The 19,026-nt window shown below is 38.8% G+C and carries 23 protein-coding genes and 1 riboswitch; of the genes, 4 read left to right on the top strand and 19 right to left on the bottom strand.

Translation table 11 applies throughout. The annotated features are described in order from the left end of the window. The first annotated feature begins 16 nt into the window (after nucleotides 1-16). Nucleotides 17-613, top strand: a complete 597-nt coding sequence (gene nrdG, locus IGI97_RS03425) for an anaerobic ribonucleoside-triphosphate reductase activating protein (protein WP_002356379.1) — start codon at nucleotides 17-19, stop codon at nucleotides 611-613. Between the two features lie 44 nt (nucleotides 614-657). Here nrdG and dinB read toward each other — a convergent pair whose 3' ends face one another. From dinB to IGI97_RS03355, 14 genes are all read right to left on the bottom strand, one after another. Then, the gene (gene dinB, locus IGI97_RS03420; protein ID WP_023894966.1) at nucleotides 658-1,773 is read right to left on the bottom strand and encodes a DNA polymerase IV; all 1,116 of its coding nucleotides are present in this window, start codon (nucleotides 1,771-1,773) and stop codon (nucleotides 658-660) included. Nucleotides 1,774-1,901: 128 nt separating this feature from the next. Continuing rightward, nucleotides 1,902-2,660: an ABC transporter permease gene (locus tag IGI97_RS03415; protein ID WP_002356377.1), complete on the bottom strand. Its 759-nt coding sequence runs from the start codon at nucleotides 2,658-2,660 to the stop codon at nucleotides 1,902-1,904. Continuing rightward, entirely contained in the window at nucleotides 2,644-3,306 is a 663-nt protein-coding gene (locus IGI97_RS03410; protein ID WP_379896880.1) for an ABC transporter ATP-binding protein, read from the bottom strand. The genes IGI97_RS03415 and IGI97_RS03410 overlap by 17 nt, the downstream gene beginning before the upstream one ends. Before the next feature lie 14 nt (nucleotides 3,307-3,320). Beyond that, nucleotides 3,321-4,193, bottom strand: a complete 873-nt coding sequence (gene rsmI, locus IGI97_RS03405; RefSeq protein ID WP_002359438.1) for a 16S rRNA (cytidine(1402)-2'-O)-methyltransferase — start codon at nucleotides 4,191-4,193, stop codon at nucleotides 3,321-3,323. A 111-nt stretch (nucleotides 4,194-4,304) separates the two neighbouring features. Further along, a complete protein-coding gene (locus IGI97_RS03400; protein WP_002356372.1) occupies nucleotides 4,305-4,652 on the bottom strand; it encodes a DNA replication initiation control protein YabA in 348 nt (115 codons plus the stop codon). Next, a complete protein-coding gene (locus tag IGI97_RS03395) occupies nucleotides 4,645-5,484 on the bottom strand; it encodes a PSP1 domain-containing protein (protein WP_002356371.1) in 840 nt (279 codons plus the stop codon). Before IGI97_RS03395 ends, IGI97_RS03400 begins: the two co-directional genes overlap by 8 nt. 116 nt (nucleotides 5,485-5,600) lie before the next feature. Beyond that, nucleotides 5,601-6,551, bottom strand: coding sequence for a DNA polymerase III subunit delta' (gene holB, locus IGI97_RS03390; protein WP_002384059.1), 951 nt, complete (start codon nucleotides 6,549-6,551; stop codon nucleotides 5,601-5,603). Between the two features lies 1 nt (nucleotide 6,552). Continuing rightward, nucleotides 6,553-6,882, bottom strand: a complete 330-nt coding sequence (locus IGI97_RS03385; protein ID WP_002356367.1) for a cyclic-di-AMP receptor — start codon at nucleotides 6,880-6,882, stop codon at nucleotides 6,553-6,555. Nucleotides 6,883-6,901: 19 nt separating this feature from the next. Next, nucleotides 6,902-7,540, bottom strand: a complete 639-nt coding sequence (tmk, locus tag IGI97_RS03380; RefSeq protein ID WP_002356366.1) for a dTMP kinase — start codon at nucleotides 7,538-7,540, stop codon at nucleotides 6,902-6,904. Nucleotides 7,541-7,748: 208 nt separating this feature from the next. Beyond that, the gene (gene recR / locus IGI97_RS03375; RefSeq protein WP_002356363.1) at nucleotides 7,749-8,345 is read right to left on the bottom strand and encodes a recombination mediator RecR; all 597 of its coding nucleotides are present in this window, start codon (nucleotides 8,343-8,345) and stop codon (nucleotides 7,749-7,751) included. 175 nt (nucleotides 8,346-8,520) lie between these two features. After that, complete coding sequence (gene tenA, locus IGI97_RS03370; protein ID WP_002379778.1) at nucleotides 8,521-9,183, bottom strand: thiaminase II; 663 nt, start codon at nucleotides 9,181-9,183, stop codon at nucleotides 8,521-8,523. 11 nt (nucleotides 9,184-9,194) lie between these two features. Beyond that, nucleotides 9,195-9,848: a CbiQ family ECF transporter T component gene (locus tag IGI97_RS03365; RefSeq protein ID WP_002359432.1), complete on the bottom strand. Its 654-nt coding sequence runs from the start codon at nucleotides 9,846-9,848 to the stop codon at nucleotides 9,195-9,197. Further along, nucleotides 9,839-11,197 (bottom strand): ABC transporter ATP-binding protein, encoded by a 1,359-nt coding sequence (locus IGI97_RS03360; protein WP_282897083.1) that lies wholly within the window; start codon nucleotides 11,195-11,197, stop codon nucleotides 9,839-9,841. The genes IGI97_RS03365 and IGI97_RS03360 overlap by 10 nt, the downstream gene beginning before the upstream one ends. Then, entirely contained in the window at nucleotides 11,194-11,757 is a 564-nt protein-coding gene (locus IGI97_RS03355) for an ECF transporter S component (protein ID WP_002359429.1), read from the bottom strand. The genes IGI97_RS03360 and IGI97_RS03355 overlap by 4 nt, the downstream gene beginning before the upstream one ends. A 104-nt stretch (nucleotides 11,758-11,861) precedes the next feature. Beyond that, nucleotides 11,862-11,952, bottom strand: a riboswitch (TPP riboswitch). 178 nt (nucleotides 11,953-12,130) lie between these two features. Here IGI97_RS03355 and IGI97_RS03350 point away from each other — a divergent pair. Together IGI97_RS03350 and IGI97_RS03345 are read left to right on the top strand one after the other, a co-directional pair. Beyond that, nucleotides 12,131-12,916: a TraX family protein gene (locus IGI97_RS03350; RefSeq protein WP_002362333.1), complete on the top strand. Its 786-nt coding sequence runs from the start codon at nucleotides 12,131-12,133 to the stop codon at nucleotides 12,914-12,916. A 163-nt stretch (nucleotides 12,917-13,079) separates the two neighbouring features. After that, the gene (locus IGI97_RS03345; protein ID WP_002362334.1) at nucleotides 13,080-14,441 is read left to right on the top strand and encodes an MFS transporter; all 1,362 of its coding nucleotides are present in this window, start codon (nucleotides 13,080-13,082) and stop codon (nucleotides 14,439-14,441) included. 42 nt (nucleotides 14,442-14,483) lie between these two features. Here the strand turns inward: IGI97_RS03345 and IGI97_RS03340 are convergent, their stop codons facing one another. After that, nucleotides 14,484-15,674: an MFS transporter gene (locus IGI97_RS03340; RefSeq protein ID WP_438737984.1), complete on the bottom strand. Its 1,191-nt coding sequence runs from the start codon at nucleotides 15,672-15,674 to the stop codon at nucleotides 14,484-14,486. A gap of 145 nt (nucleotides 15,675-15,819) precedes the next feature. Between IGI97_RS03340 and IGI97_RS03335 the strand changes: the two genes are divergently transcribed. Next, nucleotides 15,820-16,179: a winged helix-turn-helix transcriptional regulator gene (locus IGI97_RS03335; protein ID WP_438737982.1), complete on the top strand. Its 360-nt coding sequence runs from the start codon at nucleotides 15,820-15,822 to the stop codon at nucleotides 16,177-16,179. Nucleotides 16,180-16,268: 89 nt separating this feature from the next. On the opposite strand, the gene thiD is transcribed toward IGI97_RS03335, so the two are convergent. From thiD to thiW, 4 genes are read right to left on the bottom strand one after another with little or no spacing between them, the layout of a single operon-like run. Continuing rightward, nucleotides 16,269-17,099 (bottom strand): bifunctional hydroxymethylpyrimidine kinase/phosphomethylpyrimidine kinase, encoded by an 831-nt coding sequence (thiD, locus tag IGI97_RS03330; protein WP_010712777.1) that lies wholly within the window; start codon nucleotides 17,097-17,099, stop codon nucleotides 16,269-16,271. Further along, on the bottom strand, nucleotides 17,096-17,731 hold the full coding sequence (thiE, locus tag IGI97_RS03325; protein ID WP_002368794.1) for a thiamine phosphate synthase: 636 nt from the start codon (nucleotides 17,729-17,731) through the stop codon (nucleotides 17,096-17,098). The genes thiD and thiE overlap by 4 nt, the downstream gene beginning before the upstream one ends. Then, a complete protein-coding gene (locus IGI97_RS03320; RefSeq protein ID WP_002397896.1) occupies nucleotides 17,728-18,546 on the bottom strand; it encodes a hydroxyethylthiazole kinase in 819 nt (272 codons plus the stop codon). The genes thiE and IGI97_RS03320 overlap by 4 nt, the downstream gene beginning before the upstream one ends. After that, nucleotides 18,530-19,018, bottom strand: a complete 489-nt coding sequence (thiW, locus tag IGI97_RS03315; protein ID WP_002356342.1) for an energy coupling factor transporter S component ThiW — start codon at nucleotides 19,016-19,018, stop codon at nucleotides 18,530-18,532. Before thiW ends, IGI97_RS03320 begins: the two co-directional genes overlap by 17 nt. Nucleotides 19,019-19,026: the final 8 nt, after the last annotated feature.

Raw genomic sequence — 19,026 nt, 5'->3', positions numbered from 1 at the left:
GAAAGAAGTTTTGCTGATGCGTAATCCGAAACCACAAGAATGGAAAACCGAAGACTACAGCCAAAAAAAGATTGCCGATTACAAAGCGTTCAACTTTGTTGATGGCGAAGGTGTACGCAATAGTTTATATGTGAGCGGCTGTCTCTTTGCTTGTGAAGGTTGTTTTAACAAAGCTGTCCAAAATTTCAATTACGGTACGCCGTTTACAGAATCTTTAATGAATCAAATTATTGAAGATTTGTCCCATGACTATGTCCAAGGTTTGACTCTTTTGGGTGGTGAACCTTTTCTGAATACAGATGTTTGTCTTAGTGTAGTCAAACGTGTGCGGGAAACATTTGGCTCAGCCAAAGATATCTGGTCTTGGTCTGGGTATACCTTTGAAGAACTACTTTTAGAAACGCCTGATAAGCTTGAACTACTCCATTCAATTGACATTTTAGTTGATGGGCGCTTTGAACTGGCAAAACGTAATTTAAATTTACAATTTCGTGGCAGTAGTAATCAACGGATTATTGATGTACCCAAATCACTTGCTGCTGGCAAAGCTGTTATTTGGGAAAAATGTCATGACGCCGAAACGTCTTATGAACAAATCAAAAAATCAATTTAAAAAAGTTAGCCCTTTAGCCATCTCTTGAGGATGTGTCTAAAGGGCTAACTTTTTTCCCATAAAGGTAAAACAATGTTTTCATACGCTAGTGGATCTAAATTCGTTAAAGTAATGCCTAATAAACGGATTCCCTGTTCTAAACCTAAAATATCTTCCCAAATTAAATTCGCTTGATAGAAAAGTTCTTCTTTTTTAGAAATATATTCAGGTAATGTCACACGTTTCGTAATCGTCGTATAGTCAGTATAACGAACTTTTAGGACTACTGTTTTTCCATGCTTTTGCACTCGTTGCAATGCACGCTCAACCCCTGCTGCTAATTGTCTCAATTGAGCCGTAACCTGCTCTTCCGTCGTTAAAGGGGTGCCGTAAGTATGTTCCTTACCTACCGACTTACGATCTCTAGTCACTTGAACTGGCGCATCATGGATACCGCGGACTTTACGATACAATGAATAACCCATTTTACCGAATAACCGAATCAACGTCATCTCATCTTGCTTGTATAAATCTGCTCCAGTAAAAATCCCTAGTTCATGCATTTTGGGCACTGTTTTTTTCCCGATTCCGTGGAAATCTTCAATCGGTAATGCTTTCAAAAAATCTTCGGCCTCTTCTGGTAAGACAACCGTCAGGCCCTTTGGTTTCTGGAAATCTGATGCTAACTTGGCTAAAAACTTATTGTAACTAACACCTGCCGAGCAAGTTAACTGCAATTCATGCCAAATATCATATTGAATCATTTTCGCAATTTTAATAGCCGACTTACTGTTGACCTTATTTTCAGTTACATCTAAATACGCTTCGTCAATAGATACTGGTTCAATCACATCTGTATAGCGGCGAAAAATTTCACGGATTTCTTGAGAAATTTCACTATATTTCTGATAATTACCTGGCTTAAAAATGGCACTTGGACATAGTTCATACGCCTTTTGAGCACTCATAGCCGAGTGAATACCGTACTGTCGAGCAATATAATTCGCTGTGGTCACCACTCCTTTGCCCCCAGTATCACTTGGATGGCGCGCAATAACTAACGGATGTCCTACTAGCTCTGGATGATCTCGTTCTTCAACTGAAGCAAAAAACGCGTCCATATCTATATGTATAATTTTTCTCGACGTATCTTTTTTTAAGGGAAAACGTAATTCGCTCATCATTTTGATTCGCCTCCTCCCTCCATTATATACGAACGTCCGTTCTTTTTCAAATTGAAACTTCTTTATTTCAACCAGAAAAAGCTGAAAATCCGTGAAGTTATAAACACAGATTTCCAGCTTTTTAATTAAACAACCAATTGTTTTTGTTGATTATAGTAGCCTTTATAGGCAAGATAAGTTGCAATCACTGAACCAATACTTGTTGCTGATAGCAACATAAAAGTCACCATAATCTGATATTTTATCGCATGGACAGGATCAACGCCCGCAAAAATTAAGCCTGACATCATCCCAGGTAAACTAACAATTCCGACAGTTTTGGCAGAATCAATCGTCGGCGCCATCCCGGTTTTCACACTTTGTTGGATAATTGGTAAAGAGGCGAGTTTGATAGTTGCACCTAATGCTAGTTTCTCCATTACCGCTTGCCGTTGGTTTTGAAAAAGAGTATCTAAATTGCGATAGCATAAACCAATTGCCACCATCGAATTGCTGGCAATCATCCCACTGATAGGAATGATTTGAGAAGGAATAAATTTAATAGAACCAGAAAAAATCAAAATACCAATGGTAATTCCTGTACTACAACCAATTGCAATGAAAGAAATCAAAAAGCCCTTTTGTAATTGCTGGCTGCGTTTTTTTGCATTAAAGGCTGCGTTAGAAACAATCACCAAAACCATGATGAGCGTTAAAATCAGGTTATTGACTTGAAAAACATATTTTAATAAATAGCCGACTGCGACTAATTGAATGACTGCTCGAATCACACTAATAATAATATCTTTGGTAAAACCTAATTTTTCTTTAGTACTAATAATTAATGCGACCACCACTAGCATGGCTGAAAAAAATAAGGATAAATTATTAACTGCTAAATCCATCTGTCGGCGCCACCTTTCCTGCTACAATACGAATCACTTGCTGTGCTTGCTGAATTTCTTCGGTATCATGCGTGACACGAACCAGCGTGACTCCTTGCTCTTTGTTTAATTGGTTTAACAATTGATTGACAATCTGTTTGCTTTCTTCATCTAATCCCGTTGTAACTTCGTCTAATAATAAAACATCTGGTACAAAAATAATGTTTCGTAGCAAAGCAACCCGTTGTCGCTCACCACCAGAGAGTTCGGCTATTTTCTTTTCAAGATAAGCAGCGGGCAATTTCACTTGTTGGAGTAATGCCACGACTTTTTCCTGATTAAACGCTTCTTGTCTGACGGTAAATGGAAATAACAAATTATCATACACGGTTTCACCAAATAAAGTTGGCTGCTGAAAACAATAAGAAACCTTTTGGCGGTATGTTTCGATTGGCATTGCAGTAATTGGCGCTTCTTGATAAAAAATTTCGCCTTCTGTAGGACTTAATAATGAAGATAAAATTTTTAAAAATGTACTTTTCCCGCTACCTGAAGGACCAACAATTGTTGTATTGCTGCCTGTTTCAAATGACAAATCAATATCAGAAAGAATGCTACGACCATTTACTTGATAAGACACGCCTTCTGCTCGCAATAAATTACTCATGTTTCTCTCCTTTTTTAAATGGAATGATATTCTTTATATACTTCTTGTTTTTTTACATTTCTCAATTTAGCCACTTCTTTGATTGCCTCTTTTGAACTCCGTCCCTCTTCCTCCATTAAAACTTGCACATGTTCCTTGAGGGAAATAGCTGGCATTGCTGCTATTGTCTCTTTCTCACCAGTAAACCCGCTAACTAATAAACAACACTCGCCTTTTAGCGTATTTTCTGCTAAATATTCTGTTAGTTCTCCTAAGGTACCACGCAAATACTCTTCATGAAGTTTCGTTAATTCTCGACAAATCACAGCGGGGCGTTCTTGACCATAGACTTCAGCAAACGTTGCTACCGTTTTAGCAATCCGATAGGGGGACTCATAAAAAATCTGTGTCGGCCGTTCTTCTTTTAATGCTGATAACACGTCTTTCTGTTCTTTTTTCTTTCTTGGTAAAAAACCATAAAACGTAAATGGCTGTGGTAAAAGACCCGAGGCAATCAAAGCGGTCATTCCTGCCGTAGGTCCTGGCAAGGCAATCACTGCCAGTTCTTCTTCAAGACATGCTGTAACCAATTCATGACCAGGATCACTAATTGAAGGCATACCTGCATCGCTAACTTGGGCAATCGTTTCACCATTCAGCAATCGTGTAATCAGTTGAGGAATTCGCTCTTTGTAATTATGTTCGTGTAAACTAATTTGTGGTGTTGTAATCTCAAAATGATTTAGCAATTTTTGTGTGTTTCTTGTGTCCTCACTAGCAATCACCGTTGCTTCTTTCAATATGTTTAAACAACGAATACTCATATCTTCTAAATTGCCGATCGGTGTTGGGACAAGATACAATTTTCCTTTTGTTGTTTGCTTATCAAAACTTTTCTGTTTTTGCATAGCGCATCCCTCATTTTCCTTTTTCGTTCTATAAATAGATAAAGGTTTGATTTGACAATCGATTGACTGTCAAACCAAACCTTTCCTTTTTATTTGCAGTGTCCACTAGACTTAACGCGTACGTTCCCCATAAATAACATCAAGACAAAAGGCACATTCTTCATCATTTTCACGTCTTGAACCATATAAAATATTGCAGACATGGAAGCCCTCTTCATAAAGTTTTTCCAAATTCATACGTGATTTTGATAGCTCTTGTTTTTCAGTTTCAGTTGTATTTCCTGCTAACTTATTCAGTTCTTGGAGATGCTCCCGTAAGCGTTGGTTTTCGATTTCCAACGTGGTATTTTTTTCTACCAACTCATGGAGTGCTGCTTTAATTTCTCTTAATTGTGTCACTGAACTGTCTAAATCAGTTTCCAACGAATTTAATCCATCATAGAGCGAACGTTTATCCATTTTGATCACCTTTTTCAGCAGCAACTTTCGCAGTAGCTTCTTTGATTTCTTCGTAATCATAATCCGCTGCGATTTCACGACCATGCAGACGAACTTTGACAATCCGACTTAATAGATTCAACCCGACGACTTTGCCTTTGCCATCTGGTGTTATTACTTCTTTTCCATAATCTGGTAATTCTTTTTTAGCGGCTTCATATTCGTCGTTTTCGTATTTCAAACAACACATTAAGCGGCCACATAATCCCGAAATTTTGACAGGATTTAAAGATAACCCTTGATCTTTAGCCATTTTGATTGAAACTGGCATAAAATCTCCTAGAAATGTTGAGCAACATAGTTGTCTGCCACAAGGGCCAATGCCACCTAATATTTTCGCTTCATCTCGGACACCAATTTGACGTAACTCAATTCGCGTCCGGAAAATAGCCGCTAAGTCTTTGACTAATTCACGAAAATCAATTCGCCCATCTGCCGTAAAGTAAAAAATCATTTTGCTACGATCGAAGGTATATTCTACTCGCACTAATTTCATTTTTAAGTCATGAGCTCGAATTTTTTCATTGGCAATGCTTTTGGCAGCTTCTGCATCAGCCAAATTTTTTTGTTCTTTTTCTAAATCATTGGCTGTTGCTTTATTTAAAATGGGTTTTAGGTCCTCTGGTAAATCGTCTGAATCGACTGTTTTTTTAGGAATAGCAACAGTAGCTAATTGTTTTGACTGTTGAGATTCAACGAGTACTTTCTCATTATAAATATACTCAGATTTTCCAGGAGCAAAATAATAGATATGACCGGCTTCACGGAAGCGAACTCCTACTACTTCTACCATTTTATTCCTCCTAATCTAGTTCAAGTGAACGTCGCTTCAATCGGTTAAGGAACTTGCTGAAACAACTAAGTTCCTACTATATTATGAAACTGAATGCCACTTGGCACTTTTTTCCTTTATGATTTAGGGTGAATCATTTGGATAACTAATTGTTCACAAACATTTTGCCAACTAACATTGGCAGTCCATTTTTGGCGTGCTTTCAAAATTAGCGCCAACCGTTCCGCCTGCTCTTCCGTTACTTTTTTGGCTTGCTGTGTCGCAACACTTTCTTCCAATAATTGACGGTAATAAACCATGAGCAAGTCAAAGCTAAGCGCTTGTTGTTCTTTTTCCTTAAATACTTTGACCATTTTCTTCTGAACGTAGATAAATGCCTGTAAATCATTACTTTTTAGATAATTAAACCATTGCAAAATGATTTCCCTAGCTTCATTAAACCATTCATCTTGAGAGATTTCAACTGCTTTCTCAAAACTATTTGTCAGCTCAGCTAAAAGGGTTGCAGTCTTTTCACCAATCCCCTGTTTGATTAAGCGATCAATTAATGTTTTTTTGACTAATGGTTGAAAATGTAAGGTTTGGCATCGTGATTGAATCGTTGGTAAAATTCGAGAGAGCGAAGTGGTTTCTAAAATAGCTAAAATTTGTCCTTCTGGTTCTTCTAAAAATTTTAAGAGACTATTAGCTGCGCCGGTACTCATTTTATCTGCTTCTTGAATTAAGAAAACTTTTTTAGCAGTCTCGACCCCACTTTTAGAAAACTCCGCTTTTAATTCACGGATTTGGTTCACTTTGATGGTTTGCCCATCTGGCGCAATTCTTAAAACATCTGGATGTTCATTTTCATTAATCCGCACACAATTATGGCATTCGTTACAAGGCTGTTGATTTACTAAATTCGTACAAAAGACATGTTTCGCCATCCATAAGCCAAATTCTTGTTTTCCAGTTCCTGTATCTCCTTCAAAAAGATAAGCATGGGCAAGACGACCATGCTCAAAACTTTTTTGGAGTTGCTTGTACAGCAAAGGTTGCATTTGCTGTAGCTGTTGTGCTTCATTCATCTTAATATTGATGGAATCCTTCAACTGGTAAGACGAAGCAAGTAGCGCCGCCTACTTCAACTTCCACAGGATAAGGAATTTGGCCATCCATTGTGATATCTAAAGTCACAGGTGTTGAAACATATTGTTTTCTTGATTGACATGTTTCTTTAATTAAAGCTAATGTTTCGTCGACACGTTCATCATCAATCCCAATAATAAATGTGCTGTTTCCCGCTTTTAAGAATCCACCTGTTGAGGATAATTTTGTAGCACGAATATTGGCATCAATAAATTCGTTGGCTAATCGGTTACTATCTTTGTCTTGTACAATGGCTAAAATAATCTTCATGGTCTACACCTTCCTATAATTAAAAGTTTTCTGGATAACGTTCAATAATCGCCTGATACGTTGCTTCTACGACAAGTTCTAAACTCATCCGTGCATCAATCTTTTTGATACGTTGTGGATTTTCTTCTGCTAATTTCAAATATTCATGACGAACACGTTGATGAAATTCTAATCCTTCTGAATCTAAGCGATCAATTTGCTGTGTTCGATTTTCTTGAATCCGCCGTAAGCCAGTATCTGAGTCAACGTCTAAATAAATTGTAAAATCTGGTGAGACACCTTCTGTCGCAAACGCATTAATTGAAGCAATGGGTGCAATCCCAATTCTACGCCCAGCGCCTTGGTAGGCTAATGAGCTGTCAACAAAACGATCACATAGGACTAAATGACCCGCTTCCAAAGCTGGCAAGATTTTTTCCACTAAATGTTGACGACGAGCAGCTGCGTAAAGTAAAGCTTCTGTTCGCTCATCCATTCTGTCATTTCTTGGATCTAAAATAACTGTTCGAATCTTTTCGGCAATCGGTATGCCGCCTGGTTCTCTTGTAGTGACAATTTTTCGTTTTGACTCTTTAGCTAATCTTTCAGAAACTTCCTTCAAAACACTGGTTTTGCCAGCGCCATCTGGACCTTCAAATGTGATAAAAATACCCTGCACGTGCGAAAACTCCAATCAATTTTTACTTGTATCTATTATACTTCATCTTGCTCTATCAGTCTAATTGAAATCCTTACGTCCTATTTAAAGTGATGCATCCGCTGAAAAAAAGAAACTGAAAAAGAAGTACGGAAAAGCTTGAACTGCGACATTTTCTCACAGAAACGACCTACTTCGATTTCAACTTCTTTTTCCAACGATGTTTCTTTTAAATTTCTCGACGCCCTTCGACTGCTTTTAGCAAGGTTATTTCGTCTGCATATTCAATATCGCTGCCGACAGACAAGCCGTGTGCCAAACGAGTAACGGTGATTCCAGCTGGTTTAATGAGCCGTGATAAATACATCGCCGTCGCTTCTCCTTCAGTGGTAGCGTTGGTTGCTATAATGACCTCTTTCACTTCATCATCGTGCAATCGTTTGATCAAAGAGGCAATATTAATATCTTCTGGTCCTGTTCCTTCCATCGGTGAAAGCACCCCGTGGAGTACGTGATACAAGCCTTGATATTCACGCATTTTTTCCATTGCCATAACGTCTTTTGGTTCTTCCACTACTAAAATAATACTACGGTCACGATTTTTATCTTGGCAAATTTCACAAGGATCTTCTTCAGTAATATTTCCGCAAATACTACAGAAATGGAGATCTCTCTTGACACTAATTAGCGCTTTTGCAAAAGCATTAGCATCTTCTTCTTTCATATCAATTGTATAAAAAGCAAGCCGTGTCGCTGTTTTTTGACCAATTCCTGGTAATTTCATATAACTTTCAATCAATTTTGCAATCGGTTCTGGATAATTCATGAGGCTTCTACAGTCCTTTCTTAGCAAGGCGTTTCTGTTATTACTGAGCGAGTTACAACAGATTTTGCGTCACTGAATATCTTATCACGACCTGTCAAAAAAGCAACTGACAATTACTGCTTTCTAATACAAAAACAAGTCGTTAGTTACGAGCACTAAACGACTTGCTTTTGTATTAACCAATCCAGGTTTCGTGTGTATAGGCCATTTCCCAAAAAGCGTATTCCATCTCACTGCTGATAACAAAAGCGGTGATCATAGCTGCTTGTTCTTGTGGTGAACTTTCTTCATATAATTGGTCTAACAGTTGGCGTTCCTCTTGGACGTGTTGGTACGCTTCCTCCCCAGCATAGGTTTCAATCCAACGTTGGTACAGTGGCTCTGGTGAGTGTTGTTTGACTAACTGTGCACCAATTTCTTGATAGAGCCAAGAACAAGGCAACATACTTGCTGCGGCCGTCTTAGGCGTTCCTTCAATAAGTTGGCGATACATATGAGAAACATAGTGATAAGCGGTTGGTGCAATCGGTGTCGCTGCAACTTCTTCTTCCGTAATTGCTAGTTCTTCAAAAAAAGTTTCACGAATAGCTAATTCGCCCAACGCGAGATTTTCCGCATTTGTTAAGAGTAATTTTTTCAATCGAGGTTGTTGCGTTTGTGCCGCAATCAAGCGATAAAGTTGACTAAAGTGTTTTAAATAGTAATGATCTTGAATTAAATAGTAGCGAAAAATCGTTGGACTCAAGGTTCCTTCATGTAATTCTGTGATAAAAGGATGCTGAAAACTCCCTTGCCAAGAAGCTTGCGCTTGATCTTTGGCTTGTTCTGTAAATGTCATAGGTTTCTCCTTTACGTTAGAAAAATAAACAAATTTGTAAAAATGATGATCAAAATAGCAAGCCCCAGACTGACTTTTGCTGACACAAAATGCTCTTTTCGACTTCTGGTGGCTCCTTCTTCATAGCCATGGGCAGACATTGCTTCAGTATATTTATCTCGCCAAGAAACAGCGACGAGGAGTGTTTTAACATAAAGCATCGGCGACCAAAAATGAAACGTTTTGCCACGGAGTAGGCTTGCTTCTTTTAAATCATTAATTTCTCTTTTCACTTCCGGTAAGGCGTGAACCACCACTAAAATTCCATAAACAAAGTTTGGTGCTAGCCCCTTTTGTTCCAATAACAACAATAATTCTTCAAAATCAACGCCTACAGCAAAAGCTAGTCCTAAACCGGCAAAGGCATACGTTCGACTAAACAAAAGCCAGGCTTGTTGACTACTCGTACCATGCAAATAAATAGACCAAAACGTCCCGATTGCTGGTAAAAGTGGCAAGAAAAATAACCAAAGCAGTAAGCGGGATTTTCGCTGGCCTATTAAAAAAATGATACAACCCATAAAAACCGCCAAATTTGCCAAAATTGACTGAGAAAAAGATAATTCAAAGGTCAGAATAAGAATCAAAGAAGCATAAATTGCTGCATTTGTTTGCTTTATTTGCATGTGGTTCCCTCCTGCCAGATAATCAGTTGTTGCTGCAGCAATTCTATTCGGTAATTGCTCACGCCAGAGAGAGGTTCTAGCCGATGCGTGACGATTAGAAAATCTTGTTGCGCACTTTTTTCTTTGATCCATTCAACAAAATAATTGCATGCTCGCTCATCTAATCCAGCAAAAGGTTCATCTAAAAGTAAACAGTCCAAATCTAAGCTCAGCAAACTAATTAATTGCACCATCTTTTTTTGCCCTTCACTTAGTTGAAAAACACTGTGCTCTAGTTTTTCTTTTAAACCTAAAAAAGTTAAGGCTTCCTCTTGTTTTCTTCTTTTTTCTGCTGTCATGTTCTGACCAAACAAAAGCTCTTCTCGTAAAGTCAACGTGACAAACTGACGATTGGCTTGTTGCACCGCTAATGTCATGTGTTGATACAACTTTTTTGAAGCCCGCAAGCGGCGGCCCGCCAAGAACATTTTCCCTTGATATTTTTGTCTCTGAACGATGGCTTTTAATAAGGTGGATTTCCCCGCCCCATTTGGCCCCGTCAACGTGGTAATTCCTTTAAAAAAAAGCGCTTCTTTTTCTTCAATTAGCACTCGTTTTCCCTGAGACAAACGAAAATTTTTCAATTGGAGCATTGGTTGTTTTACCACAGAAGTTGTAAGCTGAAATGTCTGCGATTTTGTTTTGATAAACGTCAACGGTTGCTTTTCAAACTGGCCATTTTTCAACGTGACGACTTGGTCCACAACATCAGCGTAATCGTTGAAATCGTGGTCGCACACCAAAATCGTTTTGCCTGCTTGATGGAGTCTTGCTAAAATTTGAATAAATTGTTTTCGAGAGGTTGGATCAATGCTTGCAAAAGGTTCATCTAATAAAAGAATATCTGGGTTCATTGCTAGCAGAACTGTCAACGCCGCTTTTTGTTTTTCACCACCAGATAACGTCGCTAATTCTCGTGTGAATAAGGCTTGAGTCTGAACAAGTTGAAGCGCTGTTTGGATTTTTCGGTTCATTTCTTCAGGCGAGATTCCTAGATTTTCTAAAGCAAAAATCAGTTCTCGTTCCAAGGTTTTCATTGTAAATTGCTGACTGGGGTTTTGAAACAGCATGCCAATTTTTTGCGCCTTTTCACGAGTTGATAATTGTCGGCGTTCCATTCCTTCAATCAAAATTTCTCCTTGGTAATCAAGCGGAGCAAATCCGGCAATCAATCGTAAGAGCGTTGATTTTCCACTACCACTATCGCCAATTAATAAGGAAAACGTTCCTTGAGGAATTGCTAAATTTGTCTTTTCAAACAAGGGTTGTTCTCGTGAAAAGGACACAGCTTTTAATTGGATACTATTCATTTTGCCTTCACAGCTAACCCTTGCGCAGACTGATACATTCGTAAAATAACTTTCGTTAAGAAAATACCAAAGAAACAAATAGAAACGAACCGAACGCTAATTAAAGCAATGTTCATCCCCAGACCGTAATTGCCATAACCAAACTTAAAGTATTCATACACATAACTAAAAATAGTCGTCCCAATCGCACTATAAAATAACGTAAGTGTATCGTACCGTTTGTAGCGTGTCACAAAAAAGCCACTTTCACTACCTAGGCCTTGAATCACACCAGAAATTAATACACTAGGTCCGAAATACGAACCATAAAGCATTTCTGCCAAAGCGGCTAAAACTTCCGCCAAAACAGCACTTCCCGCTCGTGGAATCAGCATCGCTGCAATTGGTGCCACCATGGTCCACATTCCAAATAAAAGCTCATTGGCAAATGGACTCAGTCCTAATGGTAACAGCGCAGCATTCAATAACGCATAGAGGAACCCTGCCCCCATAAAAACACCGCCAAACAAAAAGGCTAAAAAAGCGAGTAAGACGACTTGTTGCAATGACCATTTTTTCAATAAAAAAACTCCTTTCTCTTAACAAAAAGCAAAAGGAGTGACTTAAATAAACCCTGATAAAAGAAAACACACTCATCCTAGGACAGAATGAGTGCGTGAAAAATCAAAGTAAATCGGCATTTCCCTGCGACAGTACTAACTGCATCAGGTTCAATGGGTATCATCTCAGCCATAACAGCACCCCAAATGTTTTTTATTAAAATGTACTTTTACTATAGCATAGAATAATTATAAAAACTAGTCTTGGCACTTTTTTCTTTCATCAAAAGCTGAAGAAATCAAACAATTTTGTAAGATAACTGTTAGGCAAATAAATGGTTGGTTTTTATGAACTTTGTTATATTGTTCTTTATGAAAGAGAGGCGTTTATACTATGGGTAAAACATTAACTGGCTTTCATTTGAAAGTCATTGGGGTTATTTCAATGGTCTTTGACCATCTATTGCAATTTTTTAGTTTTTTAGGCGTGCCTGGTTGGTTCGGATGGATTGGACGAATTGCTGCACCTATTTTCTTATTTGAAAGTTCTGAAGGCTTCATTCACACAAGCAATCGGCGAAAATACATGTTCCGGTTATTGTTAGGCTTCTGGATTATGGGGATTCTGAACGGCATTTTAAATGCGTATTTTTCAACAGGTGGCTTAATTATCAATAATATTTTTGGGACGTTATTTTTAGGTACGGTCTACATGCAGTCTATGGACTATTTTAAACAAAAACAAATTGGTAAAGGGCTTCTTTGGTTTATTGTGCCTTTATTAATCAGTGCTCTACCTCTCGTTGTTTTTAGTTCTCCAGACATATTAAGCAACCCTGCTATCTTAATTGGTTTCCAACTTTTCAATCTGATTGTGCCATCACTAATGATGACAGAAGGTGGTTTTTTATTTGTTCTCTTGGCCGTGGCTTTTTATTTATTCCATGGCAAAAAATGGTTACAAATTTCAGCGATTGGCGTTGTTGCGTTGATTTCAGCAGCCAGCTATAATTTCCAAGAACTATTCGGGGTGAACCACCAATGGATGATGATTTTAGCAGCGATTCCAATTGTTCTTTATAATGGTGAAAAAGGCCGTGGCATGCGGAATTTCTTTTATATTTTCTATCCAGCTCACATTGCTATTTTTGCAATTATTAGTTTCTTCATGCAACGTTAATTATTTTCTGCTTGACGATTGCCTAAAAACTGTTTACAATGCAACATGTAAACAAATCGTACAGATAACACGCAAGTTGCGTGTCGAGAGAGAGGCGGTTTCTATTATTATAGAAACTGCTTCTATTTTTTTACGAAAAAATGAAAACTATAGAGGTGATTAAATGGAACAAAAAAACGTACGATTATTCCCTGCCGTTTTAGCGACAGGAATTATGTCTTTTGCTGGCGTATTAATTGAAACAGCAATGAATGTAACCTTTCCGACATTAACAAAGGAATTTGGTGTTTCCACCGGTACCGTGCAGTGGGTGACAACGATTTATTTATTAGTTATTTCTATCATGGTGCCCTTATCCAATTATTTATTAAAAACCTATTCGCTAAGACGCTTATTTATCGTTGCGAATCTTTTCTTTTTGATTGGTTTAGCGATTGATGTCTATTCGCCATCTTTCAGTATCTTGTTATTAGGCCGACTCTTCCAAGGGGCTAGCACTGGGATTGCTTTGCCACTGATGTTTCATATTATTTTGAACTTTACTCCGCTGGAAAAACGAGGAACGATGATGGGGGTAGGCACATTGACCACTTCAATTGCTCCAGCCATTGGTCCAACGTATGGTGGAATCTTAACATCTTCCCTATCTTGGCACGCCATCTTTTTATTCTTAATTCCTGTTTTACTACTTTCTTTGTTTATGGGATTATCTGCTATTCCAGAAATACCTGTTAAAAAAACCACCACTCTTGACTTGGTTAGTTTAATTGGTATTGCCCTGTTATTTAGTGGTTTGTTGATGTTTTTAAGTAAAATTGGCACATTGTTTGGCTGGCTTTCACTTCTGGCAGCCGTTATTGGCTTTGTTATTTTTTATAAACGAGCAACAACCGCTGAACAGCCACTAGTTCGTTTGACAATTTTAAAAAATCCCGCCTTTGTTTTATTTTTATGTGGCTTTTTAGTTTGTCAATTCTTATTGTTAGGTATTTCCTTTGTCTTACCAAACTTTGTTCAAATCGTCCTTGGAAAAAATGCGTTTGTAGCTGGGCTAGTCATGCTGCCAGGTGCTACAGTCGGGGCCATTTTGGCACCACTTTCTGGACGAGTGTTGGATCAATACGGCGCTAAAAAACCTATATTATTTGGCTTAAGTTTGGCGACAATCGGTTGGCTAGCTTTAACAATTTTACTAGAGATGCCTGTTTTATTAGGATTCGTTGCTGGACATGTTACCTATATGATTGGTCTAGGTTTTGCATACAGTAATATGATGACGACTGGTATGAGCTTGTTAGAGGAGAAAGATTTTGGCGACGGCAATACGTTATTTAATACACTTCAACAATTTTCTGGCGCTATTGCGACGGCCATTGTAGCGACGATTATTAATATCGCTCAAGACCACGCAGATAATTTTGCTCAGGGGACAACGATGGGCTCCCTCATTTCTCTGATTTTCTTGTTAACCTTATTAGTAATTGTTTTAATTGCTTGCTGGAATTATTTCCGCAAAAAAGCTTAAAAAAAAGCAGCTGGTCAGTGACCAGCTGCTTTTTTTAGTTTTCTAAAGATAGTTGTTTTTTTGTTCTTCTTGCTTCCGAATATAAAGTACGAACAAGACAGCAATTAGCACGATAAAACCACCAAAAATCGGTGTATATGTTACTGATAAATGATCTGTGACCACCCCACCTGTCATTGAGCCAACGGTAATCCCAATATTAAAGGCTGCAATATTAAAAGCTGAGGCCAAAGTGATATCTTCTGGAACATACTTTTCCGCTAATTCTACAACATATAGTTGTAAACCAGGTACATTCATAAAGGCAAATAGACCCAACATCAAACTTGCTAATAAGCCTAGAAGACTGTTATCCATTAAAACAGTAATAAATAAAAAGACTAAGGACAGAATTAATAAGCTAAACATTTTTACTAACGAATCTAAAGGTTTTTTATTTGCCCAGTGACCACCTACTGTATTGCCAATTGCGACCATTACGCCATAAACAACTAAAATAATCACTACCGCGTTGGCTGAAAAGCCTAAATTTTCCAATAACGGTGACAAGTACGTATATGCAGCAAACGTTCCACCATAACCAAAAGCAGTAATTAGAAAAGATAAAACGAGGGGTTTGTTCGTAAAAATCCGCGTGATTCCTTTTAAGTCAACCTTCCCTGGTATCGGTAAATTTTTGGGAACTAAAAAATAACTAGCAATCAGTCCCACCAAGCCAATACTGGCTATAAAAAGAAAGGACATATGCCAAGCTGTTTGTTGCCCAATAAACGTCCCTAAAGGTACGCCAGTCACTGTTGCAACCGTTAAGCCCGTAAACATAATAGCAATGGTACTGGCTCGACGTGACGGCGGCACAACATCTGCGGCGATGACAGTCGAAACAGACATGAAAATACCATGCGCCAATGCAGAAAGTATCCGCCCTACCAATAAAATAATAAACGTTGGCGCAAATGCAGCAATTAAATTCCCACTAATGAAAAGAATCATAATCCCTAGCATTAATGAGCGACGATTCCATTTTCCTGTCAAAATTGTTAATAACGGCGCCCCAATCGTCACACCTAAAGCGTATAAAGAAACAGTCAAACCTGCTTGGGAAAGACTAATATGAAAACTTTTAACAATCATTGGTAATAAACCCACACTAATAAATTCTGTTGAACCGATTGCGAAAGCATTGATAGCTAATGTAAAGAGCGTTAAATTTGGTGAAATTTTCTTTTCCATTCTCTTCCTCCTAAAAAAACATTTGAATTTCAACAAAAATTACTATATACTAAGATTGAATTTTTGATAAGTACCTACTTTTTTGTATCATAGGTACCTTTTAGTAACTTTTGTTTATTATCAACCTATTAAGGAGGAATGTTTTTTGGAAACTCGTACATATGCGATTGGTGTCGAAGCAACGATGGATGTTATTGGCGGTAAATGGAAACCAATTATTCTGTGTAATTTACGGCACGGCGCCATGCGCCCCAGCGATTTAAAACGCGGTATTACTGGCATTAGTCAAAAAATGCTGACACAACAATTACGGGAACTCGAAGAAGACAACATTATCGAGCGAAAAGTTTACAACCAAGTTCCACCAAAAGTCGAATATTATTTAAGCGATTATGGTCAAAGCCTCTCTGCTGTCTTAGATAACTTATGTAATTGGGGAGAATCCCACGTGGCTCATTTGCAAGAACAAGGCCAAGAAATTTATTTAAAATGTGAAGATTATTGAACAAAACGTTTATAAACTATATTAAGAGGGAACTTTAAGCTATTTAAAGCCTGGGGAAAAATCATTTTAGATTTTTCCCCAGGCTCTTCTTATGCTTTAATAACTTGAATATCTTGCGTTAATTGGGCCCAATGATTAGTAGGTCCGTGGCCATGTCCAACAGAAATTGCTTGGCTAATGGCCCCTTGTATAAACTGTTTGCCAATCACAATCGCCGCTTCTAACGGCGTGCCTTTTGCTAATTCGGCTGCGATACACGCTGAAAAAGTATCTCCTGTTCCATGAGTATTTTTCGTTACAATTCGTGGTGCACTTAGCCAAAAGCTCGAACCGTCTTCCATTAACACATAATCAGCCGCTTGTTGATTTGTGCTATGTCCGCCTTTCATAATAATATTTTTTGTGCCCAATTGCTGTAATTTTTTTGCTGCGGTCTGCATTTCTTGTTCTGTCTTGATGGTCGTCTCTAGTAAAACTTCCGCTTCTGGTAAATTAGGTGTCACGACCGTTGCTAATGGCAACAGTTGCTCTTTAATTGTTTGAACTGCCTCGGCTTCTAACAAATGATGTCCACCTTTAGCTACCATTACAGGATCGACAATCAACGGACCAAAATCAACTTTCTGCAAATTGCGAACAACAGCTTCGACACGCTCACTATCTGCTAACATCCCCGTTTTCGCTGCCCCAATTTTAAAATCAGCCGCCAGTGATTGAAATTGTGCATCAATAAATGAACTAGGAATCGGTAAGCTATCTTGCACGCCATACGTATTTTGTGCCGTCAATGCAATGACAATATTTAAGCCAAATGCCTGCCGTGCTTGAAATGTTTTTAAATCTGCTTGCATGCCAGCTCCCCCACCAGAATCAGAACCAGCAATCGTGACTACTTGTGGGGTCAAATTACATTCGGTCATTTTCTCGCCTCCAACATTCGCTCCGTTACACGCATCAACCCTTGAACTTTCTCGGTTATCTGTTCAGCCAGCATAATTTCACTGACCAGTGAAACACCAGCCACTCCCGTTCCCATAAGTTGTTCTATATTTTCTTCTTTGATCCCACCAATCGCCACAACAGGAATCGTGACTGCTGCAGCAATTTCAGAAAGTGTCTGCAAAGAAGTTAACGGACTGTCCTTAGTCGTTGTGGGAAAAATTGCGCCCACGCCTAAATAATCGGCGCCCTCGTTTTCCGCTTCAACTCCTCGTGCCACCGTTTTGGCTGAAACACCTACGATTTTTGTGGACCCAACCAGTTTTCGCACAAGAGCAACCGGTAATTCATCATCCCCTATATGCACACCTGCCGCATCCACTGCCAAGCAAATATCGACACGATCATTAATAATCAACGGAATCTGATACGCATCTGTTACCGCTTTAACTTTCACTGCTAATTCGTAAAAGCGCCGTGTTGACACTTCCTTTTCACGCAGTTGGACCAATGTCACTCCACTGCGACAAGCAGTTTCAATTCGTTTTAAAAATTCAGTATCACTAAAATCATACCGGCCTGTCACCAAATAAACTTTCAATTGCTCTCTCATAGCACTCGTCCTTTCACCGCCTCAAACCAATCCTTCTCCTTCATTAAAAGAGATAACTGATTTAACGTATTTTGGCGAAAATCGGCCAGCCCTTGGCTCTTAGTCTTGGCTTTTTCTCCGCAAAGATTAAAATAGCTCACTGCGGCTACTGCCGCAGTCATTGGCGCGTTGCCTTCACCTAATAAAGCGGCAACTAATGCGCCGACTAAATCGCCCGTGCCAGTGAAACAATCCAACTCAGGAACGCCATTTTGTAAGACAATCACTTGCTCTTGGCTAACCAAAACATCTTGAATCCCTGTTGCTAAAAATACCGTCTGGGGAAACTTTTGTGTTTGTTGACGTAAAGCCTGAATCAGTTCCTCAATTGCTTCTTCACTTTGATCCAAAGGGCTGCCATCCACTCCTCGGCCATGACTCACCAACTGGCAAAAAGTCCGCATTTCTGAAAGATTCCCTTTCACAACGGTTGGCTGATTGTGCACAAGCTTTTCCCCGACTTCATTTCGAATATCACTGGCGCCATAACCGACTAAATCGACTACGGTCGGTTTATTCACTTGCCGAGCATAATCACTAGCTGCTAACAAGCTTTGCTCTCGTTCTTGTGATAAATGGCCTAAATTCAAAACCAAAGCACTGGTTTGCTGAAACAACTGCGGAAATTCCCGGGGATCATCTGCCATAATGGGCTTAGCATCAATATAAAGTAATGCATTCGCCATAGACTCACACGTAATTTCATTCGTAATGCACTGAATTAATGGTGCCGTTGTCAGTGGAAAAATCGTTTCAAACTTAACGCTTGTTTTCATAAAAGTACCCTCCCAAAAATAATTCCTGTGTTTGTTTAAATACCCGAGTTTCTTTCAGTTTTACTAAGACAAGCCAAGCAATCACTGAACCAATCAGTGTGGCACCAATAAATCGTGGTGTATAAATGAACCAATAAAAATTCTGCTTACTGCCAGTAAACCAAACCATTACAGGATAGGACAATAACGAGCCAATGATGCCTGTACCAAAAATTTCCCCTAGCATCGACCAGCCTAATTTTTGTCCCCATTGATAAAATAAACCAGCAAAAAATGCGCCAAAGACGGCACCTGTTAACGCTAATGGCGGAATACCTAAGAATGTCATACGGATTAAGCCGCAGACAAGTGCCATGAGCGTTCCGTAAAGAGGACCTAATAAAACTCCGGCAATAATGTTCATGACACTGGACATAGGGGCCATTCCCTCAATTCGCATTAACGGTGATAATACGACGTCCATCGCAATCATTAAAGCTA

The sequence above is a fragment of the Enterococcus sp. DIV2419 genome, assembly GCF_051711865.1.
GTDB classification, from domain to species: domain Bacteria; phylum Bacillota; class Bacilli; order Lactobacillales; family Enterococcaceae; genus Enterococcus; species Enterococcus faecalis.
This window is presented reverse-complemented; position numbering and strand designations above follow the sequence as displayed.